Source organism: Methanobrevibacter sp. V74 (assembly GCF_963082495.1).
In the GTDB taxonomy this organism is placed as follows: domain Archaea; phylum Methanobacteriota; class Methanobacteria; order Methanobacteriales; family Methanobacteriaceae; genus Methanocatella.
This window is the reverse complement of sequence record NZ_CAUJAN010000003.1, coordinates 236,757-261,252: the sequence shown is the minus strand read 5'-3', so window position 1 is coordinate 261,252 and position 24,496 is coordinate 236,757. Positions and strand designations below refer to the sequence as shown.

General features: G+C 32.6%; 25 protein-coding genes. 11 read left to right on the top strand and 14 right to left on the bottom strand.

Annotation, left to right across the window (positions count from 1 at the left end; translation table 11 throughout):
- Positions 1-41 precede the first annotated feature (41 nt).
- Both Q9969_RS06290 and psmB read right to left on the bottom strand, forming a co-directional pair.
- Positions 42-1,955, bottom strand: a complete 1,914-nt coding sequence (locus Q9969_RS06290) for a beta-CASP ribonuclease aCPSF1 (protein ID WP_305514990.1) — start codon at positions 1,953-1,955, stop codon at positions 42-44.
- Positions 1,956-2,084: 129 nt separating this feature from the next.
- The gene (gene psmB / locus Q9969_RS06285) at positions 2,085-2,699 is read right to left on the bottom strand and encodes an archaeal proteasome endopeptidase complex subunit beta (RefSeq protein WP_305514984.1); all 615 of its coding nucleotides are present in this window, start codon (positions 2,697-2,699) and stop codon (positions 2,085-2,087) included.
- Between the two features lie 183 nt (positions 2,700-2,882).
- Here psmB and Q9969_RS06280 point away from each other — a divergent pair, with 183 nt between their 5' ends.
- Positions 2,883-3,611 carry a class I SAM-dependent methyltransferase family protein gene (locus Q9969_RS06280; protein WP_305555516.1) on the top strand — a complete coding sequence of 243 codons (729 nt, stop codon included), beginning with the start codon at positions 2,883-2,885 and terminating at the stop codon, positions 3,609-3,611.
- On the opposite strand, the gene cofG is transcribed toward Q9969_RS06280, so the two are convergent.
- From cofG to Q9969_RS06255, 5 genes are all read right to left on the bottom strand, one after another.
- Positions 3,589-4,689, bottom strand: coding sequence for a 7,8-didemethyl-8-hydroxy-5-deazariboflavin synthase subunit CofG (gene cofG / locus Q9969_RS06275; protein ID WP_305514980.1), 1,101 nt, complete (start codon positions 4,687-4,689; stop codon positions 3,589-3,591). The genes Q9969_RS06280 and cofG overlap by 23 nt on opposite strands.
- Positions 4,689-5,129 (bottom strand): DUF2120 family protein, encoded by a 441-nt coding sequence (locus Q9969_RS06270; RefSeq protein ID WP_305514978.1) that lies wholly within the window; start codon positions 5,127-5,129, stop codon positions 4,689-4,691. The genes cofG and Q9969_RS06270 overlap by 1 nt, the downstream gene beginning before the upstream one ends.
- A gap of 12 nt (positions 5,130-5,141) precedes the next feature.
- Positions 5,142-6,080 (bottom strand): GTP cyclohydrolase MptA, encoded by a 939-nt coding sequence (gene mptA / locus Q9969_RS06265; protein ID WP_305514976.1) that lies wholly within the window; start codon positions 6,078-6,080, stop codon positions 5,142-5,144.
- 189 nt (positions 6,081-6,269) lie between these two features.
- Positions 6,270-6,746 (bottom strand): Lrp/AsnC family transcriptional regulator, encoded by a 477-nt coding sequence (locus Q9969_RS06260; RefSeq protein WP_305514973.1) that lies wholly within the window; start codon positions 6,744-6,746, stop codon positions 6,270-6,272.
- A 229-nt stretch (positions 6,747-6,975) separates the two neighbouring features.
- Complete coding sequence (locus Q9969_RS06255; protein ID WP_305514971.1) at positions 6,976-8,139, bottom strand: tRNA (guanine(10)-N(2))-dimethyltransferase; 1,164 nt, start codon at positions 8,137-8,139, stop codon at positions 6,976-6,978.
- Between the two features lie 88 nt (positions 8,140-8,227).
- Here Q9969_RS06255 and Q9969_RS06250 point away from each other — a divergent pair, with 88 nt between their 5' ends.
- The gene (locus Q9969_RS06250; protein WP_305555513.1) at positions 8,228-9,334 is read left to right on the top strand and encodes a DegT/DnrJ/EryC1/StrS family aminotransferase; all 1,107 of its coding nucleotides are present in this window, start codon (positions 8,228-8,230) and stop codon (positions 9,332-9,334) included.
- 17 nt (positions 9,335-9,351) lie between these two features.
- On the opposite strand, the gene Q9969_RS06245 is transcribed toward Q9969_RS06250, so the two are convergent.
- Positions 9,352-9,657, bottom strand: coding sequence for an MTH1187 family thiamine-binding protein (locus Q9969_RS06245; RefSeq protein ID WP_305514966.1), 306 nt, complete (start codon positions 9,655-9,657; stop codon positions 9,352-9,354).
- A 52-nt stretch (positions 9,658-9,709) separates the two neighbouring features.
- On the opposite strand from Q9969_RS06245, the gene Q9969_RS06240 reads away from it, so the two are divergent.
- Positions 9,710-10,576, top strand: coding sequence for a TIGR00269 family protein (locus Q9969_RS06240; protein WP_305514964.1), 867 nt, complete (start codon positions 9,710-9,712; stop codon positions 10,574-10,576).
- 90 nt (positions 10,577-10,666) lie between these two features.
- Here Q9969_RS06240 and Q9969_RS06235 read toward each other — a convergent pair whose 3' ends face one another.
- From Q9969_RS06235 to comB, 5 genes are all read right to left on the bottom strand, one after another.
- Positions 10,667-11,611 carry a calcium/sodium antiporter gene (locus Q9969_RS06235; protein ID WP_305514963.1) on the bottom strand — a complete coding sequence of 315 codons (945 nt, stop codon included), beginning with the start codon at positions 11,609-11,611 and terminating at the stop codon, positions 10,667-10,669.
- Between the two features lie 4 nt (positions 11,612-11,615).
- Positions 11,616-12,938: a hemolysin family protein gene (locus tag Q9969_RS06230; RefSeq protein ID WP_305514961.1), complete on the bottom strand. Its 1,323-nt coding sequence runs from the start codon at positions 12,936-12,938 to the stop codon at positions 11,616-11,618.
- A gap of 24 nt (positions 12,939-12,962) precedes the next feature.
- The gene (locus tag Q9969_RS06225) at positions 12,963-13,175 is read right to left on the bottom strand and encodes a DUF1922 domain-containing protein (protein WP_305514959.1); all 213 of its coding nucleotides are present in this window, start codon (positions 13,173-13,175) and stop codon (positions 12,963-12,965) included.
- Positions 13,176-13,241: 66 nt separating this feature from the next.
- Entirely contained in the window at positions 13,242-14,420 is a 1,179-nt protein-coding gene (locus tag Q9969_RS06220) for a TraB/GumN family protein (protein WP_305514957.1), read from the bottom strand.
- A gap of 148 nt (positions 14,421-14,568) precedes the next feature.
- A complete protein-coding gene (gene comB, locus Q9969_RS06215; RefSeq protein ID WP_305514956.1) occupies positions 14,569-15,249 on the bottom strand; it encodes a 2-phosphosulfolactate phosphatase in 681 nt (226 codons plus the stop codon).
- Positions 15,250-15,266: 17 nt separating this feature from the next.
- On the opposite strand from comB, the gene Q9969_RS06210 reads away from it, so the two are divergent.
- Together Q9969_RS06210 and Q9969_RS06205 are read left to right on the top strand one after the other, a co-directional pair.
- Positions 15,267-15,806, top strand: a complete 540-nt coding sequence (locus Q9969_RS06210) for a hypothetical protein (RefSeq protein ID WP_305555510.1) — start codon at positions 15,267-15,269, stop codon at positions 15,804-15,806.
- A 55-nt stretch (positions 15,807-15,861) separates the two neighbouring features.
- Positions 15,862-16,785 carry a methanogenesis marker 7 protein gene (locus tag Q9969_RS06205; RefSeq protein ID WP_305514951.1) on the top strand — a complete coding sequence of 308 codons (924 nt, stop codon included), beginning with the start codon at positions 15,862-15,864 and terminating at the stop codon, positions 16,783-16,785.
- An 11-nt stretch (positions 16,786-16,796) separates the two neighbouring features.
- Here the strand turns inward: Q9969_RS06205 and mmp10 are convergent, their stop codons facing one another.
- Positions 16,797-18,047 carry a methyl coenzyme M reductase-arginine methyltransferase Mmp10 gene (gene mmp10, locus Q9969_RS06200; protein ID WP_305514949.1) on the bottom strand — a complete coding sequence of 417 codons (1,251 nt, stop codon included), beginning with the start codon at positions 18,045-18,047 and terminating at the stop codon, positions 16,797-16,799.
- 484 nt (positions 18,048-18,531) lie between these two features.
- Here mmp10 and mcrB point away from each other — a divergent pair, with 484 nt between their 5' ends.
- The 6 genes from mcrB (at position 18,532) to mtrE (ending at position 24,491) form a co-directional block, all read left to right on the top strand.
- Entirely contained in the window at positions 18,532-19,863 is a 1,332-nt protein-coding gene (gene mcrB / locus Q9969_RS06195) for a coenzyme-B sulfoethylthiotransferase subunit beta (RefSeq protein WP_305514947.1), read from the top strand.
- A gap of 34 nt (positions 19,864-19,897) precedes the next feature.
- Complete coding sequence (mcrD, locus tag Q9969_RS06190; RefSeq protein ID WP_305514945.1) at positions 19,898-20,353, top strand: methyl-coenzyme M reductase operon protein D; 456 nt, start codon at positions 19,898-19,900, stop codon at positions 20,351-20,353.
- Between the two features lies 1 nt (position 20,354).
- Positions 20,355-20,954, top strand: a complete 600-nt coding sequence (gene mcrC / locus Q9969_RS06185) for a methyl-coenzyme M reductase I operon protein C (RefSeq protein WP_305514943.1) — start codon at positions 20,355-20,357, stop codon at positions 20,952-20,954.
- A gap of 2 nt (positions 20,955-20,956) precedes the next feature.
- Positions 20,957-21,715 (top strand): coenzyme-B sulfoethylthiotransferase subunit gamma, encoded by a 759-nt coding sequence (gene mcrG / locus Q9969_RS06180; RefSeq protein WP_305514941.1) that lies wholly within the window; start codon positions 20,957-20,959, stop codon positions 21,713-21,715.
- 5 nt (positions 21,716-21,720) lie between these two features.
- Entirely contained in the window at positions 21,721-23,376 is a 1,656-nt protein-coding gene (gene mcrA / locus Q9969_RS06175) for a coenzyme-B sulfoethylthiotransferase subunit alpha (RefSeq protein ID WP_305514939.1), read from the top strand.
- A gap of 236 nt (positions 23,377-23,612) precedes the next feature.
- The gene (gene mtrE, locus Q9969_RS06170; protein ID WP_305514938.1) at positions 23,613-24,491 is read left to right on the top strand and encodes a tetrahydromethanopterin S-methyltransferase subunit E; all 879 of its coding nucleotides are present in this window, start codon (positions 23,613-23,615) and stop codon (positions 24,489-24,491) included.
- Positions 24,492-24,496: the final 5 nt, after the last annotated feature.

Below are 24,496 nucleotides of genomic sequence, written 5' to 3'. Positions count from 1 at the left end.
GTTAATAATAATACTTTGTTTTATTTAGTATTTAATAATTTTTAATGAATTCTTACACAATCTAAATTAATTGGGGTTTTAGTTTCAATCTTATAACTTCTATGGATTGAAGATGCCAAGTCCACTGCTTTATAGGGGTCTCCATGACAAGTAATGACTTTTTCAGGTCTTGGATTGAGTCTTTTAACATATTCCATTAATTGTCTTCTGTTGGAGTGACCACTGAATCCATTAATAGTTTTAACTTCCATTTTAACACAGAATTGCCTAGTTCTTCCATCATCATCTTCAAGAGGAATTTCCTTCCAACCTTTTTGAACTCTTCTACCCATTGATCCTTCAGACTGGTATCCTACGAAGATTATTGAATTTTTTTCATCTTCACATAACCACTTGAAGTATTCTACTGAGTTTCCTCCAGTTAACATACCTGAAGTTGATAGGATAATCGCAGGCTGTTTTGATTCAACAATTTCTTTTCTTTGATTATGATTTTGAACTTTTTCAAACATGTCTGAGACAAATGGATTTCTTCCCATGTGGAAAATTTGGTCTCTTAAATCTTTGCTTAAGTATTCTGGTCTTGCAGTATGGATTGCTGTAGCTTCCCAAATCATTCCATCAATGTAAATTGGTACTTCATCAATCATTCCATGTCTCATGTACTCTTCAAGCACGACCATTAATTCCTGTGCTCTTCCCACAGCAAATACTGGAACTAATATTTTTCCGCCACGTTTAAGGGTTTTGTAGATGGTTTTCATCATTTCTTTTTCAGCATTGTTTCTGGAAGGTTGCACATCTTCTTTTCCACCATATGTACTTTCCATAATGACAGTTTCAGCACGTGGGAAACGGATATTTGCAGGTTCAAGTAATCTTGATGGTTCATATTTGAAATCTCCAGTATATACTAAATTGTGAGCTCCATCTCCAATGTGCATATGGGACATTGCTGAACCTAAGATGTGTCCTGCATTATGCAATGTTAATCTTATGTCTGGTGAAATGTCGGTTACTTCACCATAATCTAAGGTAATTGTATTTTTAATTTGTTGTTTTACATGTTTTGATGTAAATGGAAGTGGATTACCTTCTCTGTGGGCAATATCCAAGTGATCAAATTGTAAAAGTGTAGTCAAGTCTCTTGTTGGTGTTGTACAGTAAACCGGTCCATCATATCCATAATGGAAAAGATATGGTACAAAACCACAGTGATCTAAGTGAGCGTGAGATATAATAACCGCATCCAATTCTTCAATTGAAAATTCAGGAGCATTCAAATAGGGGAATGCATTTTTATTATCTGATGCGGCAACATTAACACCACAATCAAGTAAAACTCGACTGTTGGGTGTTTGTAATAACATTGAAGAACGTCCTACTTCTTTAAATCCTCCCATGGAAGTTACTCTTGCCCAATCATTAGGGAACTTACTTCCTTGGTGGATTTGACGTCCTAATTTTTGTAATAATTTTTTTCTTTCTTTACTGCTATTCTTTTTAATAGTTCTAATTTTTCCAATAATGTCTGAACTAATTGGAGGGGTTCTTAATATTTTAGGTGCCCATCCAGTATTTTTAACGATATTTCTTGAAGTAGCTCCGTATTTTCCAATGACAAGCCCTGGTTTTTTAGCAGTAATAACAACCTCACCAGTTACTGTATCAAAGTAAACATCAGTAATTTCAGCTCCATCTGGAACTATTTCATGAATTTTATTTATAGTTGGTTCTGGTTCAAGTAAAGCACTTTTGTCAGATCTAATAATAATTCTTTTTCTTAGTTCTTTTGCAAGTGATCTTATAAGATCACCATTTTCAGTAATAATTTCTGGATTCTTAGTGTAAACTACTACTTCAGGTCCTTCAAATTCCACTTTCGAGACCTGAATTTCATCGGGTAGTTTTGATAAAATCTCTTTTTTAATATCATCTAAAATATCTGAAGTCATATAATCCCTTCAAAAAAAAGTTTGTGTAGAAAAATAGTTTATGGAAGCATTTAAGTCATAATCAGTTAAATTCCATAAACTATCTACACTATTATATAAAAAATAGTTAGTTATGAAAAATTAGTTTACTTATATTTTTTCAAGAATTTCATTAATTTTTTCATTATCTAACATTTCAAAGCCGTTTTTATCCACTTTAGCGACTAGATATCCGTTTCCAGAATAAGTGTCACGTTCAGCAGCAGCTCTAATAGCTCTTATGGCTATTTCTATTCCTTCATCAGTTGTTAAGTCATCTCTAAATCTGTCTTCAAGAACTCCGTAAGCTACGATAGAACCTGATCCAGTTGAGATATAATCATCTTTAATCATACCGCCTGCTGGGTCAAGTGAGTAAAGAGATGGTTCTTCCTCATCCATTCCACCAAGTAATGTTTGAACATACATTGGTCCTGAACGTAAGATATTTGCAGTTAATGATGCAGCTGCTTTAACACTGATAGTGTCATTGTTTCTCATTTGATATAATGATACTTCTGCTTCAATAACTTTCATTAAACTTTGTGCATCTCCAACAGAACCAGCTATGGTTGTTACAATGTGATCATCAATTTTAAATATTTTTTCTGCTACTTTGTGAGCTACAAGGTTTCCCATACTAGCTCTTCTTTCACTTGCAAATACAACCCCATCGTTACAAGTAATTCCAACGGTTGTTGTACCTTCCAGTATTTTATCATCCATTTAAATACACCTCGTATAAGTATTTAAAATATTTTATTTCAACTACTCATAGGTTAATATAACAAAATATAAATTAATTTTTCTAAATTAATTTTATTTAAAATCAGAATCAATAATTAGTATAAACTAACAATACTATATTAGTTATTTCAATATATAAAGTTTTCTTTTTAGGTGGAGTTAATGAAGTATAAAAAAATTGGAGATATCTTAATTTTGGATAATAATTATTCGGATAATAATTTTGATGAATTATCAAAAAAATATAACGTTAAAACTATAATGAAGATTAATCATATTCAAGGAACTAAAAGAGAACCAGTTCATCAAATTCTTTATGGTAGTAGCACTGAAACAATTAATAAAGAAAATGGATGTCTTTTCAAACTGGATTTGTCAGAAGTAATGTGGTCAAAAGGAAATAATAATGAACGTTTAAGAATTGCTAAATTAGTGGAGGATAATGAAAAAGTAATTGACATGTTTGCTGGTATTGGATACTTTACTATTCCAATTGGTGTTCATGCAAATGCATCTAGTGTAATTGCAATTGAAATAAACCCTAATTCCTATCAGTTTTTATGTGAAAACATTAAGTTAAATAAACTAAATAATGTAATTCCTGTTCTTGGGGATTGTAAGGATATTGCTCCAGAATTTAAGGCGGATCGAATTATCATGGGTTATGTAAAAACAACTCATCATTACTTAAAAGTGGCTATTGATAGTTTGAATGAAGGTGGAATCCTGCATTATCATGAAACTGTTCCTGAAAAATTAATTAAAACAAGGCCGATTGAAAGGATAATTTCAAAGGCTAATGGTCGGGAAGTAGAGTTATTAAAAATAAACAAAATTAAAAAGTATGCTCCTGGAGTGGAACATGTGGTTATTGATGCTCGGATATATTGACGATCTTTTCCAAGATAAAATTGTTTAACCATTCGGAATTGATGTATTTTTCATAAACGCATAATCTTTCGGTTAATTTAAATCCTGCATCTTCAGTTAAGTTTTGAAGTTCATCAATTCCTGGCCATGGGGATGTGATATTTACAAAGTCAGGACTTACAGGTGAAATCCCTCCCCAATCATCAGCACCGCATAATAGGAAGATTTGTGCAGTATAATTGTTTAAATTGGGAGGAACTTGTATGCTGACATTGGTATTGCTAAATACTAATGTTCCTGCAATCACAGTTCTAATCATATCTAAAAAGCTTGGTTCTGGCCAATTTTCCATTTCAATGCCTGATATCGGTGTGAAATTTTGAATAATGACCTCTTGAATATGGCCATATTTGTCATATAACTCTCTAATTGCAATTAAAGAGTCAGCTATTTCTTCAGCGGTTTCTCCAATTCCAATTAAAATCCCTGTGGTATATGGAATTTTAAGTTTTCCTGCATTTTCAATGGTTTTTAATCTAATTTTCGGATTTTTTCCAGGACTTTTATTATGTGCAGGCAATTCCAATAATCTAGAAGATGCATTTTCAAGCATCAAACCCATGGAAGCATTAACATCTTTAAGCTTTTTCAAATCTTCATAACTGTAATTTCCGCCATTGGTATGGGGGAGTAATGTTGTTTCATCTAAAGTCATTTGACAGATGTCAACAACATAATCAACCATGTTCTCATAGCCATATTCAGTTAATTTGATTTTAACAATTTCTTCTTCATCTGCATCTTCACCAAAAGCAAACATTGCCTCTTTACAACCATATTGTTCAGCTTCTTTTAAACTTTTCAACACTTCTTCTTTGCTTTTAAGGATAATGGCATTTGAATCAGCAGGATTCTTTTTAAAATTACAATATCCGCAATCATTTCTGCAGATTTCAGTTAATGGTATAAAAATATTTTTAGAATAAGTAATGAGATTATTCTCCCTATATTTCACAGTTTCAGCCATATATCTTATAATATCACTGTCTGTTGCGGTCAATACTTGGAGAATATCTTCTTTAGTTAAATTTGATTTCATTAGTCTTCACGTTCGGAAACAGTTACTTCCACATAAAGCGGAGGTATCTCATTTTTATCTTCCCAAATTGCAATGACTACATCAAAATTTGGAAGTTCAAATACTTTATATTCAACAACAAGGCCCATTGATTCAAACTGCTCTTTCATTTTAATGAATCCCTTGTTGTCTATATCATTTGTGGTTGCCTCGTTTGAAGTAATGTTTTTATCACTAACTTTAAGAATTTCCGATATTTCTTCTGAATTTGCATCTAATTCAGTTCCACCAATGATTTTACCGATTTCACTGAGTTTTGATTCAAATTTATCAAGAGGTATGACTTTTCTAGATTTCCCTCTAACAATCAATATCCTTTCATTATCAATTGCCGGTCTTGATCCTTTAAATGAATCAAAAAATCCCATCACTTCTCCTGCAATTTCATAAGTTTTTTTCATTAAATCAAATCCTTAGATGTTCAATTCTTCTTTTAGTTCTCCAAGGGTTGTTACCTTTTCTGCAAATGCATTATGTCTGTGAATACTTTCTTGATTTTCTTGACGTGCAGTAATTAATGTATCATCTGGGAAGTCATCATATTTTTTAACAATTTTTTCCATCATGTTTCTAACACAGTCTTCAACAAAAACAGGTTTTTTATGTGCATTGATTACAGTTGCGTTTTCGTCAGGTCTTTTAAGTAATTCACATACTTGGGAACTCATTGAATTTTCAATAATTTCAATTAAATCTTCTGCTTTAACAGTTTTATCTTCAGGAACTTCAATTAATAAGGTGCCTATTCCTCTTTGATTGTGAGAAGCGAAAGTAACTGTGTCTAATACTTTTTGAGTAGTTTCTTCATCTAAAAATTCTAATAATTTATTTTTGTCTGATTCTTTCACAGATTCTTGTGCACATGGACAAACGGTCATTCCAATAAGTTCGGCACCAACACTTTTTCTAATCTCTATGTTGCCTTTATTGTCCCTATATCCTACAGCTTTTGCTTTTAATTGAGCCATTTCCTGGGTTTTATTTTTGGTAACTGGTGATTCTTTCATGAACATGAAATCGGTTGTCATTGAAATTTCAACACGTTTTGCATATTCGTGTTTTGACATCATTTTACCTACTATTTTTGCACATAATGATTCAACATCAACTGAGGAGTCTTTAGATACAGTTTCTAGAACTTCACTAATGGCTTCCGGGTTTCTAGACATATGTACTCCTTTTTGATTACTTGGTAAGTCTACAAAAGCATCAAAGGTAGGTAATAAAATTATAGGTCTTTTATTTGTTCTTTTTAGTTGTAACAATTTTTTAACTCCAGTTACACCTACTCTGGTTAATTTTATAGGTATGTTAGGAGTGTCGTCTTGAGTATCGGGTAAGCAAACTGCCAATTTAATAACCTCATTTCTTAATTAAGTATTAATAAATTTAGTTCTTTTTATTTATATAGTTGCATGATTTGGTATATGCATTGTAACAATTAATATAATATTGTAATATATTTTAAGTAGTATTCTTTTAGAAATTTGAAAATAAAAATAATAAAAAAAGTAAAATTAGTTAACTAATTTTTTAAGAATTTATAAAATATTGGAAGATCCCATATCTTCTTTGATTACATCAAGAACAGTTTGAGTGTAGGTTCTTTCTATAATCGGATCTTTTAATAACTCCTTAATAAATGAATTTAATTCATTTGTGTTTCTGAATTTTGCAATTAAAAATGCATCATATTCTCCAGTAACATCATAAATTCCAACCACATTTTTATTAAAGAAAGTTTTTTCTTCCCAGTTTTTAAGTTTTCCACCTTTAACTCTAACTCCGATAATGGTGGTTAAAACAAAACCTAATTTCTCATGGTCAATAACTGGTGAGAACTTTTTAATTACTCCAGATTTAACCATTTTATCAATACGATTGTGGACAGTGCCTACAGAAACATCTAAACTGCGAGATATTTGTCTATAGGAAGTTCTTACATCTTCATTAATGATTTTTAATATGTTAACATCAGTTTTGTCAAGTTTTACAATATTATCTTTAGTTTTCACCATTCGATATCTCCTTATATTATTTTTAAAATGATTGGTTAATTTTAACCTATATTATAATACTAACTTTTTTATTATATTTAAAAGTTTTTGTATTTTATTTATTTTTTTAATTAATTTTTTAATAAATCTAATTATAAATGGGGTTATATCTTTTGTTTTTATAATATTTGAGTAATATGTAGTTTAGGTTTATTTTTTTAGCTTTTTCTATTTGATTTTTATAATACTGTTATATATTATTTAATTTAATTAAAATATTTTTTATATCTTCAATGCTACATTCACTTTTAATTCCTAATGGGTTATAATGAGTTTTTATAGCTTTAAACCCATGTTTTTCAAGTTCTTCTAAAATCAAATCAAATTTGGGCGCGCTAACTTTTAAATTTTTACATATTTTGTGCACATCATAAAAAGTCACAGGAGCACCGGCTTCACCAATGCATTTATTTAATAATTTCAATGTTTCTTTTTCAGTATTGATCTTTTTATTTTCAACTTCATCAATCATTTCTTGAATAAATTTTAGATTTTGAATGTCCCCTAGCCATAATGGGCCTGCTTGAGTTAATTTTTCACCACAAATTGGACAAACATCATCAATAGGGCTGGCCAATCCATTGCTGGTTTGTCTGTAAAGGCAATGTTTACAATGGACAATGTATCCGATATTTTTAAGAGATTCATCAGTTTTTTTAGAACCTTTTTTAACTTCAATGTATAGTCTCATATAATGTTCGGTACTATGGGACATTTTAACTTCAATAAATTTGGCGTATTTTGAAAGGGTTAAAGCCACAAACCCTGCTAAGATTCTAATTCCAGTTTCATGACAATATTCACTTTTGTAAGGCTTTGAATTATATTTACGAATGCAAGGTTCTTCATATGTTCCGCATAATGCAGAGGTGTCAGTTGCGGTGATACATAACAATGAATTTCTACGGGCACAGTACCCTGCTGAGTCTAGAAAAGGAGAAGGAGTTCCAAAAGGATCAATATCTATAACATCGAATTCGCCGCGTTTCATTCTTAAAAACATGCTAGCATCGTGCTGATAAATTTTAACATCCTCTAAATTATTCAATTCGATGTTATGCCTTTCATAATGATTTGCGGTTTCACTTATGTCATTTATAGAAACCTCGCCGACGCCATCAATTTCATTTTTATATCTAATGCCTCTAATTCCGCTTCCTCCAAATAAATCACATATATTTATTTCCCTTTGTTGCTCTTTTTGAAATACTTGGAGTGCAAGGATAGATAAATCTCTATTTAATTCCATATGAGGATTATAAAAAACTGGTGCAGCTGATGAAACTTTATCAAATTCTGGAAATTCAATTGTGGTAAATCCTTCTTCAATGCGTCTTGTTTTATATTCGTCCATTACTTCTCACTCATAATTTTTTTATTAAGTAATATTTTAAATATTATTAAATTTAAACATTAGTATAGTAAATCTATTGGTGATAAAATTGTCAGATATTAGAGTTCCTATTGCTAAACCAATAATCGGAGAAGAAGAAATAGAAAATGTAGTTGAAGTTTTAAAATCAGGTATGATTGCTCAAGGTCCAAAAGTTGAAGAATTTGAGCAAAAATTTGCTGATTGGGTAGGTGCAGAGTATGGAATTGCTGTTAACTCAGGAACTGCTGCTTTACACACTGCATTACTAGCATGCGATATTGGAGAAGGCGATGAGGTTATTACAACACCATTTACATTTATTGCAAGTGGTAATTCCATAGTGTATACTGGGGCAAAACCGGTATTTGCCGATATTGATTTAAAAAATTATACAATAAATCCTGATGAAATTGAAAAATCAATAACAGAGAATACTAAAGCTATTTTGCCAGTTCAATTATATGGTCAATCTGCAAACATGGATAGAATTAATGAAATAGCTGAAAAATATGGATTAATTGTTATTGAAGATGCTGCCCAAGCTCATGGAGCAACTTGCAACGGTAAAAAAATAGGCAGTCTGGGGGATATGTCTTGCTTTAGTTTTTACCCAACAAAAAACATGACCACTTCCGAAGGCGGAATAATTACAACAGATGATGAAGATTTAGCAGAAAATGCAAGAATATACAGGGCACACGGAGCTAGTGTTAGATATCATCATGATGCAATAGGATACAATTTTAGAATGACTGATATTTCCGCAGCGATAGGTCTTGCACAATTGGAAAAAATAGATGATTTTAATGATAAAAGAATTGCCAATGCGGCATATTTAAATGAAGGTTTAAAAGATGTTGATGGAATAGTTACTCCATACTGTGCTTATGATTCTAAACATGTATATCATCAATACACAATTAGGGTTGAAAAAGGAGACCGTGATGATTGGGTTGATATAATCAATGATTGTGGTGTCGGAACGGGTATTCATTATCCAATTCCATTATACAATCAGCCAATTTACAAAGCATTAGGTTATACTGGGCATTGTCCAAATGCAGAACTTGCAGCAGACAATGTAATTTCACTTCCAGTACATCCATCATTAACAAAGGAAGATTTGGATCTTGTAATTGGAGCTGTTAAAACAGCTTCTAAGGAGTTAGATTGAATTCTAACTTTATTTTTTTATTTTAACATTTCATTAACGGTATCAACTTTAGCATCTAAAGTTCTATTTTCTAAGTCTCTTCTATCGTCTACTTTTATAACGGTATATACTCTGCCAATGTCTAATTCAAAGATGGCTTCTTGAGCATTAGCTATTGCTTCATATAATTGGGTTAAATTTTCTGCTTCTATTTGTGTTCCCATTCCAGTTAATTGATAACTTAAACCGGAATCTTTTATTGATTGAACAGCTGCAGTTACATAATCTTTACATTCAGTAGTTTCAGTGCCTACAGGCAATATTGCAAAATCGCATGTAATCATTTTTTTCACCTAGTAAAATTATTTATTTATCTTTGTATAAATTAATTTAGTAATGGTGAAATTAGACAAAGATGAATTTAATGAATATATTTTCACAAGAATTAATAATTTAATCCGTGATCATGAATTAATTAAAGAGGACGAGTTAATCGCTGTGGCATTATCTGGTGGTAAAGATAGTGTATTAACATTACACGCACTTAAAAATTATCAAAACTTTTTAGATTTTGATTTAGTGGCTATTAGTGTCGATGAGGGTATTAAAGGTTATCGCCAACACGGCATCAATTCAGCTATTCAAAATGCCAGGGAGTTGGATGTTAAGCTTGTTCAAAAATCATTTAAGGATGAGGAGGGGTTTGCGCTTGATGATATTTATGCTGATTTTAAAAGCGCATGTATTCCCTGTGGAGTGTTTAGAAGAAATATTTTAAATAAAACCGCTTATGAAATAGGTGCTTGTAAAATAGCAACTGGACATAATTTAGATGATGAAATTCAATCTTTTTTAATGAGCTTTGCTCGTGGTGATACAATTAAATTCTCAAAATTCGGTCCTGAACTTGATGTAATTCATCCAAAGCTTATTCCAAGAATTAAACCTTTGTGGAATACTCCTGAAAAAGAAGTTGGGATGTGGGCGGTAATGAACAACATTGATATTCATCTTGATGAATGTCCTTATTCGCATTTATCTCTAAGAGCTAAAATTAAGGCATTTTTAAACGAAAGTGAAGATAAATGCCCAGGCATTAAGAATAATGTGATGGAGTCATTTAAACAGATTTTAACATTTGAAAATGATATCAGCACAAAGCTCAATGAATGCGAAGTTTGTGGGGAGCCTACTTCTTCTAATGTTTGTAAAGCTTGTGAACTAAAAGATTTAATAAATAATGCATATTCTACTAATGATTAAATGCACATAGTTTTATGAATAAATAGAATGCGGTGGTTTTAAGTTACTTTTTTTAAGTAACTTTCGAGTCCTTTTTCCACATATTAAAATTCAATTTCTTATTATAGAAAATGCCATGTATATAACAAATAATGCAACTAAAATAATACCTTCTTTTTTGTCGTATTTTTCCTGAGTTTTACCAAATATGAAACATAATATGGTTACTGCAATCATAAACCCGATATCTGTTAACATGCTCTGATCTACGGGTATGTTGGTTATAGCACTACTTGCACCAAGTATGAATAGGATATTAAATGTGTTTGAACCTATAACATTGCCGATTACTAATTGGTTTTCCCCTTTCTTTAAAGCAGTAACTGATGTGACAAGTTCAGGTAAAGATGTACCGATAGCTACAATAGTTAAACCTACTAGTGTTTCACTCATTCCAAATGCCATTGCTATGGTTGAAGCATTATCTACAACCAAATCTCCACCAAGAACAATACCTACAAGTCCAATAATTATAAAAATTATACTTTTTTGAAGTGTTAATTTAGGTTTTTCCACAACATTGGCTTCCGCTGACTGTCTTGCTACATGAACGGTGTGGGTAAGATAAACAATTAAGATAATGAGCAATACAATTCCTTCAAGATGTGTAAGATTTCCGCCGATAAATATTAATGCTTCAAGTAATAATGTTATGCCTATAAGGAAAGGCAAATCTTTATTTAAAACACTTCTTTCCATTAACAAGTCGCCAAGTAATGCACATATTCCAATGACGATTAAAATATTAAATATATTGCTTCCAACAATGTTGCTCACAGCCATTGCATTATTTCCAGTTAGGGAGGAAGTAATGGAAACTGCAGCTTCAGGAGTACTGGTTCCAAATGCCACGATGGTCAAACCAACAATGATGGCAGGGATTTTTAAAATAGAAGCAATGCTGCTTGCTCCATCAACGAAAATATCGGAACCTTTAATTAAAAATATGAATCCCGCAAGTAACAGTAGGATATTGACAATAATAAATGCATCCATTTTTTCACTCCTCAGTTTCAGTTACTTCTTTGGATCCAAGATCGGTTACAAGAACTTTATCAATTTGGTGTCCATCAATGTCTATAATTTCAAAGATAAACCTTTCACATTCATATTTGTCCTCTTCATTAGGAACGGTACCGCTAATACTTAAAATAAAACCTGCTAAAGTGGTATAGTTGTCTTCTTCTTCATCAGGCAATTTATCTTTAAATTCAAATAATTCTTTAAATTTATCAATAGGGTATCTTCCATCGATTAACCAAGTTCCATCCTCCCTTTGGATTGCTTCAGGTTCATCTTCTTCATCAATACTTGGAATGTCTCCAACAATGCCTTCAAGTAAATCGTTTAAAGTAATTAAACCTTCTACACTGCCGAATTCATCAATAACAAGGGACATATGAACATATTCTTGGTTTTCTTTAAATTCCTTTAATAATTCTAATGTTTGCAAATGCTCAGAAACTACTAATGGTTCTTTAACGATTTTTTCCACATCAAATTCTTCTTCACTAAACATTACTGAGAGAATATCCTTTGCCTGAACAACTCCAATGAAATCGTCTAATTCCCCTTTGGCAATTGGAAAAATTGATCTTTTACTTTCAATAATTTTGACTTTATTCACGTCATGGTCATCTTCAAGATCAATCCAAATAATCTCATTACGTGGGGTCATTATACTTTCAACTTTCTGGTCATCAAGTTTGAAAACTCTTTTGATGATGTCCTCTTCCGCCTCTTCAATTGTACCATCTTCTCTTCCTTCTTTAATCATTAATTCGATTTCTTCTTCAGTAACAATGTCATCATTTCTATTTTCAATTCTCATTAACCATAATAGAAAACTACTTGACTTTGCAAGAATAAAACTTATTGGTCTTGAAACTTCTGTAAGAACTAACATAGATTTAGCAACTTTTAGAGAAACCTTTTCGGGATCATTTAATGCTATAACCTTTGGTACAATTTCCCCAATAACTAATGTTAAATATGTGCTCACTATTACCACTACAATTACACTTATGGCTTCGCTATATGGTATAAATGAAATTGCAGCTGCAAGTGGTTCTGATAAAGTTGCTCCACCAAATGCTCCTGTTAAAACAGCAGTAAGGGATATTCCTATTTGAACAGTGGATAAAAATTCGTTGGCATCTTCACCTAATTCTGCAACAATTTTTGCATTTTTATTTCCTTCATCGATATATTTTTGTAATTTTGCTTTTCTAACTGATACAACAGCAAGTTCCGCCATTGATAAGTATCCGTTAATTATTATTAAAATTAATATGACAATTATTTCGAGTGTCGTCCCAATCATTTTTAACAAACCATTAAAACTAATTTATAAATCACTGGCACGTTTAAAACCAGTGTTTCCATATATTTTATCTTGCATTTCCTGAACTGCAAGTGAAGCTTCTTCTCTTGTAGCTACTTTTTGAAAAATACGTCTGGATTTAATATTTAGGGTTTTTCCACAAATACATTTGCGTGTAGCCACTCCTTCTTTAGCATATAATGCTCTTCCACAGTCGCAACGAAATATAAAATACATGATTTTTTCCTTAAAAAGTAATAGTAATTATAAATATCTTTAAATATATGTTATATATATTTTCACCTAGAGTCCGAAGATTTTCATAAATAGTGGTATGAAAACCTTTGATGGTAAAATCACTAATGTAGCAATACTGACTCCTAAGTTAGTTCCAACAACAACAAGCAATATTCTAAATATATTGTTATCCCATAAATCTCTGAAACTTTCCACGCGGGCTAAATTCTTCACGTCCCTTTGTCTGACTTTTCTAAATTTTGCTTCACATAGTCCTGAAAACCAACCTGCTGCAAGTAACGGGTGGATAATTGTTAATGGCGCTACAAGCCCTCCAACAATTGCAGATTGAATTTTTGAACCTGAAAGGATTGATCCTATAAATCCCATAATCATACTGATAATTATAAAGTCATATATATTCCAAGTGATATTTATCCCGCTAAAATATGCCAGAAAAAATATCACAACAAATAGTAAAGGAATCATTGCTAATAGTATTTTTCCCCATGGAATTCCTTTTTTGTTTTCAATAACCTCTAGGTCTTTTAGATTAGGTAATGTTTCAGGATTATCTAAATATCTTTCAATTCCAGGTTTATGCCCTGCTCCAACAACTGCAATAACATGGTCCTGAGGTATTCTCATTATGCTACCTGCAAGATATGCGTCTCTTTCATGAACAAGAACTTCGTGAACACTAGGAGCTTCATCTTTGAATACCTCCATTAATTCATCTAAATTGTCCGGATTTTTCAACTCTTCAATATCAATGTCTTCCTCTTCGCCATGTCCAAAAACTGAAGCAATTAAGCTAAATAAGAATTTAGCTTTTTCAACAAAACTCATTCTGTTTAAAGCTCTCTGTAATGTAACGTTAACGTCTCTATCAATTAAAGCTATTGGAATTCCTAAATCTTCACCGGCTTCAATAGCACCAATCATTTCAGAACCTGGAGCGACATCTACATCTGCCCCTATTTTTGATTGGAAGTAACTTAAAAGTGCACTTGTGAAAAATAATGAGACTTTATTTTCCTTGATGATTTTAGTCACGGGAATTGTATCATCATGTTCAATACCCATCATTTCTTGTTTTAATCTAGTGTATCGACCTTTATCAAGTTCAATTGCCACTACATCAGGATGGTGCTCATAGATAGCATCTTTCACTTCATTGACACTTTCTTCAGATACATGAGCAGTACCTATTATTTTTAAACATTCTCTTTTCAAAAAAAACACTTCTTTATAATCTTATCTTAATATTATTATGAAGTTTATATATATAAACTTAATTAGTTGCATTGAATCAGATATCTTTTGACATATTTCAATAAATATTACTGCTATAATTCCAATTCTATTAGCGCATTGATTTTTAACTTGGCATCTATAAGATTAATTCGTTATTATCATATATTGCAACATTATTACTTATATTTCTCAAACAACAAAGTTCAACATCATATTTATAATTTAACTCAATTAATCTTTTGCCTGATCTGGAATTAAAAAATGCTTCTTTTACAGATTCATAATCTCTACTAGCTAAAATTGCAGCTTTTGCATATTCACTTAGCTCACTATCATCTAAATTTTTGCTTATCCAGCATAATATTTCACCAGATGCAAGAAAATCTTCAATTGCAAAGTCTCCTTTAACTCCTGCCATAACCACATCAATATGGTCACAAGCAAGCTCAGTACTTTTCAGAGCAACTGCTTTTGCATTAATCATACATCCGACTAATACTTTTGAGGTCATATTCTCAAGTATTCGAGTTCCATTGCTTGTTGTTAAAATAAGAGTATCTTGCGGTGTTTTCAAATCTTTAATTCCCCAAGGTGTATTTCCAATATCGAAACCTTCAATTTTAGCTCCGTCACGTTCTCCAGCTAAGACTCCGCCCAGTTTATCTTTCAAATTAAAAGCTTCATCTGGGCTGAAACACGGAATCACTCTTTTAAAATTATTTAAAGCAAGGGTAATTGTTGTACTGGCACGTAAAACATCAACCATAATTGAAATATCGCTGCTGATGCTTTCCTCAAAACTTAATGTCACTTTCATGAAGTAATTTATATTGAATGTTATTAATAATATGTATTATGAGAATTGTCACAACACCGATGTGTGAAGAAATTGTAAGATTGGCAGGCATTTCAGATTATGTTATCAATAAATTTCCATCTAAAGAAGATGGGGATTTGGCGATTTTACTTTCTGAGAGTAAAGTGGATATGGAATCATTGCCGATTAAGATCAATACCTCTTCACAAATTTTTGACAGCATTAAAAAAGTTTCTAAACTAACAGATTGTGAATTAAGCAATGAGGATATACTTAAGTTTTTTAAAAACTATGAACTGTGCAATAAATATTTATTTTCTAGTTTTAAAAGAGATATTAATGTTAAAGTTTATTCTGAATTTTTAAAAGATATTGTTTTAGATGTAGGGTTTTGTATAGTTTCAGTTGATTATGATTATGTAATCTATCCGGATTATTTAAAAAATAAGGTAATTGAAAGTGAAAATTTAGTTGAAATTCCCTCTCACAATGATATTTCAAAAAATCCATTTAAAAAAGCGGAATCACGGTATGCTATTTTAGAAAATTTAATATAATATATTAATTAAAGTCTATTATATCATATAATTGCATTTTTTGAGAGTTGTTAGGATGTATGAAACATTAACATTCACTGGTGGAATTCACAAAAGTGAAGAAATAAAAGAATTAATCGAAGACTTAGGAGGATTTATTCTTCAAGACAATATTCAACAAATGGAATTGGTCTTAAACATGGCTGTTCCTTTAGGTGATGTTGATAAAATTGAGGAAAAATCAAATGAATTATTAGCAAAACTATCTGTCGCCCCTATGGCAGGTTCCGAGATTGCTATTGTTTCACCAACTTTAGCTAGACATCATTTGCCTCATGCAGCATGTGATATTTCTGAATATTTACGGGAATTCGGTGCTAAAGATAATATGATTGGTCTTGCTCGTGGTGATGGTAAAGGAACATCAGGCATTACTGAAGAGGAAAAAGAATTGATTGGTGAACATGATATTGCTGTTTTCGCATTAGGCAGTTTTGAAAATTGCATTAAAGAAAAATCGTTTTTATATGATGATATTGATGTTCCGGTGATTGTAACTGGAGCGCCGGATATTGATGTCAATGAACTTCCAGGTGCTGATGCATATGTTGGTGGTCTTGGTAGAATTCCAAGGAGACTTAGAAGAGGGTCAGATGTACGTGCACTTGATAATTTAGTGGAGACTATCGAAAGAATACTAAATGAAAAAAAACGTGAAATGGCTCTTGATGCGCCATTAGTGCCATCTATTGTTGTTAAAAATGCAATTGAAAATCAAGTTAGAGAAATTGAGGATGTTATTTCTCCAACACCGGTAACTTCACAATTAGATGGTGTTCGTGTAAAATTAGATTATGATACCTATGCTGATGTAATTGCTAATGTGGTGATTGATGGTAAAAAGTTATCTGAATTTGCTGAGATTAAAAAATCAAAAATGTATGATTATATTTTAGTAAAGATCAACAGTGAGAGTTCTATTGTAGAGAATTCTAACTAATTTTTCTTTTTTTAAAATATCCTTCTCATTCCAAAGAAGTTAATTGCATCTACTAAATCATTAAAAGATTCTAATTCTCTCTCAATGACATTTTCGTCAGTCATATCAATACTTAATTCTCCATCAGCACTTAATGTATCCGGACCACGACCGACAATCCTATCCACGCCATCGGCACTTAAAATTCTCTCAGCATCAAGTTGATGTACAAATGATCTTCCGGGCAATATGACTGCATTTTTTATTTCGCTTAAATCTAGTTTTTCTAAATCTTCTTTTGTAATTAAACATGCAATTTCCTTTTCAACCGCAACAATATTGACATTGTCCGATTCAAGTTTGTCAAATATTTTAGTAATAAACGGTTCGGCTATTTTTGAAGTTATTAATGTTGCATCTCCAGTAATGGGTTTTATGAATTGTAAAAAGACTTCATTTTCATCTTTTGCAATTGCAAATGGACCTCCAGTTTCAGGGTCGCACAATGGTGTTCCACTAACTCTAAATTTATATTCTGAGTTAATTTGTTTAACAAGTTCTGCAAAATCTTCAACAGGTTGTGATTCAATTCCTTTTATAATAGGTTCATTGCCTAATATTAATCCTTCATTGAATGTATTTGCAAATCTCATTAAAAGCATTCCTTTTGCACCCCATTCTTCTAAAGAATTACAGGTTTCTCTTAAAACATCTCCATCATTAACGCCAGGAATTATTACTGATGCTCCAGTCAAATCAATGTTTTCACAAAATATTCGGCATGCTTTAAGTGCTTCTTGAGGACTTGGATCTTTAACCCATTGTTTTCTAAGCTGTGGGTTAGATGAAAAGATAGTAAATGAAACTTCATTTACACCATTATTAATTAATCTGGTAGCTACTTCGCAGTCAGTTATTCCTTTTCCACATGTGTATCCCAAAACAGAGGGGATTGAAATTTGATTTAAACTAGAGGTTAAACTTTCAAGATAGGGATAACAACTTATATCTCCTCCACCGCTAATATATGCACTTATATCTCCATCCCTAACCATATTCATCATTAATGCTGTTTGAACTTCGTTCATAACTTCAAATGGTGCTTTAAATGCTCCCTGGGATTCTGCAACTCCTTTGGTGCAACGTTCACAACCTATTTTATTGGGGGGACAATGTGCACAGCCAAAAGTTTTCATTTCTTTTACCTTTCTGAAGTAACAGTATTTGCAAAATCCGTTACAATCTCTTCCAGGTATGCCCCCAACATCTGCTACGATTTGCATATTTGTTTATTTGTAATTTCATTTTATTTATAAATTAATGATTTTTTTTAACCTAAATTTTGTATTACTTTTAGTAATATTTATTACTAAAAATTTTGAAAGTAATAATCGATATTTTTAATTTATTTTAAATAATAATGTTTATATATGCTTATTATTTTTAAAAAATAGTTTATTTTAATTTATTTTAACTTTTTCAGTTAAATATATCTCTCAACTGATTTTAACTAACTTTAATTATTAGTGAAAATTATTACTTTTATAGTAATTTATCTTAAAACTAAAATGTTTTATTATACTTAATAAACTTTTCTAAAATATCTTATAAGCAATCTTTATATTATATCTTTGATAAAATAAAATTTGTATACCATATGGCTGGCTATTGCAAAAACTTGCTTTGTGGCTCAAACTCAATTTGGTAAAAAAGATTACCATTGAGAGTGGTATATTAGTTAAACTCTATTTATTTAGGAGGGAAAAAATGGCAAAGTTTGATGATAAAATCGATTTATTCGATGATAGAGGCAATGAAATTGCATCTGACATACCAATCGAAGCTATCAGTCCATTAAGAAACCCTGCAATTCAAAGCATCGTTAAAGGTGTAAAAAGAACTGTTGCAGTAAACTTAGAAGGACTAGAAAAATCTGTTAAAACAGCATCTGTTGGTGGAGACAAATCTAGAATTTTAGGAAGAGAATTAGATCTCACTATTGTAGAAAACGCAGAAGCAATTGCAGACAAAATTAAAGAAATTATTCAAATTTCTGAAGACGATGACACTACTGTAGAACCTATTTCCGGAGGAAAAAGGTTATTAGTACAAGTACCAACTCAAAGAATTGATGTTGCTGCTGAATACTCTGTAGCTCCATTATCCACTGCTTCCGCTTTAGTACAATCTGTTATTGATGTTTGTGATGTAAGCATTTATGATGCTAACTTTGTAAAAGCTGCAGTATTAGGTAGATATCCACAATCTGTAGACTACAAAGGATCTAACATTGCAACCATGTTGGATATTCCACAAAAACTTGAAGGTGCAGGTTATGCTTTAAGAGGTGTAAAAGCAAATGATTTCGCTGCTGCTACTTTGAAAAACACTTTCCAAGCTACCGCATTAGCATCCATTTTTGAACAAACTGCTATGTTTGAAATGGCTGATGCTTTAGGTTCTTATGAAAGATTACATTTATTAGGTTTAGCTTACCAAGGTTTAAACGCAGACAATTTAGTAATGGATTTAGTTAAAGATAATGCAGTTGACGGTACTGTTGGTAGTATTGTACATGAAACCATCTCACGTGCCGAAGCAGACGGCATTATTGCTCCTCAAACTGAATTAACTGACTTTAATATCTACAACACTGGTGATGCAGCTAAATGGAACGCTTATGTTGCTGCTGGTGCTGTTGCAGCTACTATGGTTAATGTAGGTGCTGCTCGTGCTGCTCAAGGTATCCCATCTACTTTATTATACTTCAATGATAACATTGAATTCGCTACTGGGTTACCTGGTCTCGATTATGGTAGGGCAGAAGGTGTAGCTGTAGGATTCTCCTTCTTCAGTCACTCTATTTATGGTGGTGGAGGCCCTGGTCTCTTCAACGGTAACCACGTTGTAACTAGACACAGTAAAGGATTTACAATTCCATGTGTAGCTGCTGCTATGTCCTTAGATGCAGGAACACAACTCTTTTCACCAGAAGCAACTTCTGGTTTAATTAAAGAAGTATACAGTCAAATTGATGAATTTAGAGAACCTATTAACGCTGTTGCAATTGCAGCTGAAGAAATTAAAGGTGACATCTAATTAATTTAAATAAATCTAATTTGAAGGTCTTATAATGGATATTGAAATCTTTCCTCACAGAGTTTTAGGAAGTGACACAACTGAAAAGTTGTTAAATGACTTAGAATCCCTCGAAGATGTTAAAAGAACTGTTATTCATGGTCCTAGATTTCCAAAAGGTGAAGCAACTTTACCTGAAAAATATAGGGAACGTAGGGTCATCACAGTCAATGGTGAGGATGTAGTTCTACAAGTTAAAACAGCTAGAATATTTATTGAATTAACATTGGAATCTACAATAGATGAAATTGAGGAAATCTGTAAAAAACACATCCCATATGGATTTGATATTAATCAAGATAGGATTAATTATATTAGAAAAGAAAAAACAGTTTCTGATAGAATCAAGTATGGTAATGCAGAGTTGCCAGATGAATTAGTTGGAATGACAGATCAATATTCAACTTTTGAAGATCATGTGAATATTATAAAAAAGGATGACTTAGATTAATATGATAGGAAGATGTACTCACGTAGTGGATTGTAGGGAAGCAAGCGGAATGGGTAAAGGTGGAAGCCTCGCTCAAAGAGGTACTTTTGCTGAATGTGGTACTGATGTATGTGCAGTTGCTATGTCCCCTGGACGTAGACACATTACCAAACCTGTTTGTGAAATCACTTTTGGATTGCGTGAATCAAATGTTTTAACAAGCACTATGGTTTTAAATGCTGGTGCTGGTGTTCCGCATGATGCTCCTGCAACTGGTGGAACTTTGTTCGGACTTACTGATAAGGAAGTAGAACAAATGTACAATTTTAAATTGCTTGTTATCCACTTAGGCGGAGTTGCAAATCATATTACTTACAAAGCAAGATTAATCCTAAGGAACGTCAATAAACATTGTGTTATTATATGTGAATCACCAGTCGATTGTGAAGATTTTGCTAAAATTGGAGTAAAGACTTCTAAAGTCATGCCAAAAGATGGTGAAATTAAAACTGAAGGCATTATTGATGATATTGTTACTGGAGTTATCCGAGGTGAAACAATTTCACAAGAAAAATTAGATGAAATTATTAGAAAAGTTAAATTAGCATTAGGAGATGCATAATTATGGTACAAATTTATCCAGGTACTTCTCAGGTTGCTCAGAATAGAAGAAATTTCTGTAACCCAGAACATGAATTAGAAAAATTAAGAGAAATCTCTGATGAAGACGTAGTAAAAATATTAGGTCACAGAGCTCCAGGTGAAGAATACAAATCTGTTCACCCACCATTAGATGAAATGGATGAGCCTGACGACATTGTAAGAGAATTAGTAACCCCTATCGATGGTGCAAAAGCAGGAGACAGAATTAGGTACATTCAATTCGTAGACTCCATGTACTTTGCTCCAGCTCAACCTTTCTTAAGAGCAAGATCCTACTTATCCAGATTTAGAGGAATCGATACAGGTACATTATCCGGAAGACAAGTAGTTGAAGCAAGAGAAAGAGATATTGAAAGAATCTCCAAATACCTCTTAGAAACTGAATACTTTGATACTGCAAGAACTGGTATTAGAGGTGCAGGTGTACACGGTCACTCTTTAAGATTAGATGAAAACGGTTTGATGTTTGATATGCTCAGAAGACAAGTATTCAACAAAGAAACTGGTAATGTTGAAATGGTTAAAGACCAAATCGGTGTTGAATTGGATGAACCTGTTGTCTTAGGGGAACCATTAGATGAAGAAACATTAAAAGGAAAAACCACTATTTACAGAATAGATGGTGAAGCATACAAAGAGGATGTAGAAGCTGTTAAAGTTTGTCAAAACATTCACGTTTCCAGATCCTTTGGTGCATTTGATCCAAACGCAGGATGGTAATTAACATGGCTGATAAAAAATTCTTAGATGCAATGAAACAAAAATTCAGTGAAGATCCAACTGAAAAAACTACTCAATTCTATAATATGGGTGGTTGGACTCAATCTGAAAGAAAAACTGCATTTGTAAATGAAGGTAAAGAAATCGCTGAAAAAAGAGGAATTCCAATGTACAATCCAGACATTGGTACTCCTTTAGGTCAAAGAGCTTTAATGTCTTACCAATTATCCACTACTGATACCTTCGTTGAAGGTGATGATTTACATTTCATAAACAACGCAGCTATCCAACAAGCTTGGGATGACATTAGAAGAACTGTAATTGTAGGTTTAAACACTGCTCATAATGTTCTTGAAAAAAGATTAGGTATTGAAGTAACTCCTGAAACTATTACAAACTACTTAGAAATTGTTAACCATGCTATGCCTGGTGCAGCAGTAGTTCAAGAACACATGGTGGAAACTGATCCATTAGTAGTTCAAGATTCCTATGTAAAAGTATTTACTGGTGATGATGAATTAGCTGATGAAATAGATTCCGCATTTGTTTTAGATATTAACAAAGAGTTCCCAGAAGAACAAGCTGAAGCTTTAAAAGCTGAAGTAGGTGGAGCTGTATGGCAAGCTGTAAGAATTCCTTCTATCGTAGGAAGAGTTTGTGATGGAGGTACTACTTCCAGATGGTCTGCTATGCAAATCGGTATGTCAATGATTTCTGCATACAACCAATGTGCTGGTGAAGGAGCTACTGGTGACTTCGCTTACGCATCTAAACACGCAGAAGTTGTTCACATGGGTACTTACTTACCTGTAAGAAGAGCAAGAGCAGAAAATGAACTTGGTGGAGTTCCATTCGGATTCATGGCTGATATTTGTCAAGGTTCCAGAGTTTACTCTGACGACCCAGTAAGAACTTCCTTAGAAGTAGTAGCTTTAGGTGCTGCTTTATACGACCAAATTTGGTTAGGTTCTTACATGTCTGGTGGTGTAGGATTCACTCAATATGCTACTGCAGCATATACTGATAATGTATTAGATGACTTTACTTATTATGGTAAAGATTATGTCGAAGATAAATATGGAGAGTTATGTGCAGCACCTAACAACATGGATACTGTACTTGATGTAGGTACTGAAGTAGCATTCTACGCATTAGAACAATATGAAGAATATCCGGCATTACTCGAAACTCACTTTGGCGGATCTCAAAGATCTTCAGTTATTTCAGCAGCAGCTGGCTGTTCCACTGCATTCGCTACTGGTAATGCTCAAACTGGTTTGAGTGCATGGTACTTGTCCATGTACTTGCACAAAGAACAACATTCCAGATTAGGATTCTATGGTTTCGATTTACAAGATCAATGTGGTGCAGCTAACGTATTCTCCATCAGAAACGATGAAGGATTGCCACTTGAAATGAGAGGGCCAAACTATCCTAACTACGCAATGAATGTAGGTCACCAAGGTGAATATGCTGGTATATCACAAGCTCCTCACGCAGCTCGTGGAGACGCTTGGGCTTTCAACCCATTAATTAAAATAGCATTTGCTGACAAAAACTTAGCATTCGACTTCAGTAAAGTTCGTTCTGAATTTGCTAAAGGAGCATTAAGAGAATTCGAACCAGCTGGTGAAAGAACTGCTATTACTCCAGCAAAATAGCTAGTTAAATACATGGATAGGTGATTTTTCACCTATCTAACCCTTAATAAAAATTTAAGCATGCCTAAATTAGTTTAGCAAAGCTTTTATATTAATAATTTAAAAAAATATGTATTAAGCAATAATTAGTTGACATTTATTGCAAGTTTAGATGATTTTTGTATGGAACAAAAATCAAGTTTATTTCACGTTTATTAAATGATCAATTTAATAATAAAATATGGAGGAAAAAAATTATGGACCCTGTAACATTAGGTGTAGTTGCATTAATGGGTGCAGTTGCTACTATTGGGGGGGCTGCAGAGGACTTAGAATCTGATATTGGTTCTCAAAGTAACCCTAACTCTCAAGTTCAACTTGCTCCACAAATGGGACATTTGCACCGTATGATAAACAAGGCGGCTTCTGGTGAACCAGTCGCTTATGGTGTTTGGTGTGGTGTTGCTGGTGCTATTGCATATATAGTAATATCTTTAGGTTTAATGCCGGTAGTTGCTATTGCAATGGGTGCTTGTGTCGCTGCTTTTGTTCACGCTATTTATACTGTTACATCCCACATGGGAAGAATTGTTGGACAATCACAATTTGAACAACCCTTATTTATGGATGTATTAACTCAATCTTTAGGACCTATTGTAGGTCACGGATTTATAACTAGTTTTTGTATTGTTGGAATTTCTTACTTAATGACCATTCCATTGAATGGTAATGCATTACATGTATTCCCACTACCACTCTTAGCAATGCTTTGGGGTGTTGCTTTAGGTGCTATCGGTTCTTCAACTGGGGATGTACACTATGGTGCTGAAAGTGAGTATCAAAAATTTGAATTTGGTGGAGGTACCCCTGTAGCTATTCAAGGAGATATTGTTACTAAAGCTCCATTAGGTGCTAAAAACTCAATGGATGTAGTAAACTTCTGTGCTAAATTCGGAGGACCATTAACTGGTTTTTGTTTCGGTCTTGTTGTATTCTTTAGTTTCTGGAATACAGTAGTATTTGGAGTATATGGTGGTATTATTGTTGGTGTCATAATCATCATTTTGTTAATTGTTATTGATGATAGATTAGAAGTATTTGCAAGAAACCAATATGGACCATATGAGGAAGATTAAGGAGG

Coding starts and splice junctions, on each gene's coding strand:
- Q9969_RS06290 (WP_305514990.1), bottom strand. CDS start 1,955: ATGACTTCAGATATTTTAGATGATATTAAAAAAGAGATTTTATCAAAA.
- mcrB (WP_305514947.1), top strand. CDS start 18,532: ATGGCAAAGTTTGATGATAAAATCGATTTATTCGATGATAGAGGCAAT.
- Q9969_RS06225 (WP_305514959.1), bottom strand. CDS start 13,175: ATGTATTTTATATTTCGTTGCGACTGTGGAAGAGCATTATATGCTAAA.
- psmB (WP_305514984.1), bottom strand. CDS start 2,699: ATGGATGATAAAATACTGGAAGGTACAACAACCGTTGGAATTACTTGT.
- mcrD (WP_305514945.1), top strand. CDS start 19,898: ATGGATATTGAAATCTTTCCTCACAGAGTTTTAGGAAGTGACACAACT.
- Q9969_RS06240 (WP_305514964.1), top strand. CDS start 9,710: ATGGTGAAATTAGACAAAGATGAATTTAATGAATATATTTTCACAAGA.
- Q9969_RS06280 (WP_305555516.1), top strand. CDS start 2,883: ATGAAGTATAAAAAAATTGGAGATATCTTAATTTTGGATAATAATTAT.
- mcrA (WP_305514939.1), top strand. CDS start 21,721: ATGGCTGATAAAAAATTCTTAGATGCAATGAAACAAAAATTCAGTGAA.
- Q9969_RS06205 (WP_305514951.1), top strand. CDS start 15,862: ATGTATGAAACATTAACATTCACTGGTGGAATTCACAAAAGTGAAGAA.
- mcrC (WP_305514943.1), top strand. CDS start 20,355: ATGATAGGAAGATGTACTCACGTAGTGGATTGTAGGGAAGCAAGCGGA.
- Q9969_RS06210 (WP_305555510.1), top strand. CDS start 15,267: ATGTTATTAATAATATGTATTATGAGAATTGTCACAACACCGATGTGT.
- Q9969_RS06235 (WP_305514963.1), bottom strand. CDS start 11,611: ATGGATGCATTTATTATTGTCAATATCCTACTGTTACTTGCGGGATTC.
- mtrE (WP_305514938.1), top strand. CDS start 23,613: ATGGACCCTGTAACATTAGGTGTAGTTGCATTAATGGGTGCAGTTGCT.
- cofG (WP_305514980.1), bottom strand. CDS start 4,689: ATGAAATCAAATTTAACTAAAGAAGATATTCTCCAAGTATTGACCGCA.
- Q9969_RS06255 (WP_305514971.1), bottom strand. CDS start 8,139: ATGGACGAATATAAAACAAGACGCATTGAAGAAGGATTTACCACAATT.
- comB (WP_305514956.1), bottom strand. CDS start 15,249: ATGAAAGTGACATTAAGTTTTGAGGAAAGCATCAGCAGCGATATTTCA.
- mmp10 (WP_305514949.1), bottom strand. CDS start 18,047: ATGCAAATCGTAGCAGATGTTGGGGGCATACCTGGAAGAGATTGTAAC.
- Q9969_RS06230 (WP_305514961.1), bottom strand. CDS start 12,938: ATGATTGGGACGACACTCGAAATAATTGTCATATTAATTTTAATAATA.
- Q9969_RS06260 (WP_305514973.1), bottom strand. CDS start 6,746: ATGGTGAAAACTAAAGATAATATTGTAAAACTTGACAAAACTGATGTT.
- Q9969_RS06270 (WP_305514978.1), bottom strand. CDS start 5,129: ATGAAAAAAACTTATGAAATTGCAGGAGAAGTGATGGGATTTTTTGAT.
- mcrG (WP_305514941.1), top strand. CDS start 20,957: ATGGTACAAATTTATCCAGGTACTTCTCAGGTTGCTCAGAATAGAAGA.
- Q9969_RS06245 (WP_305514966.1), bottom strand. CDS start 9,657: ATGATTACATGCGATTTTGCAATATTGCCTGTAGGCACTGAAACTACT.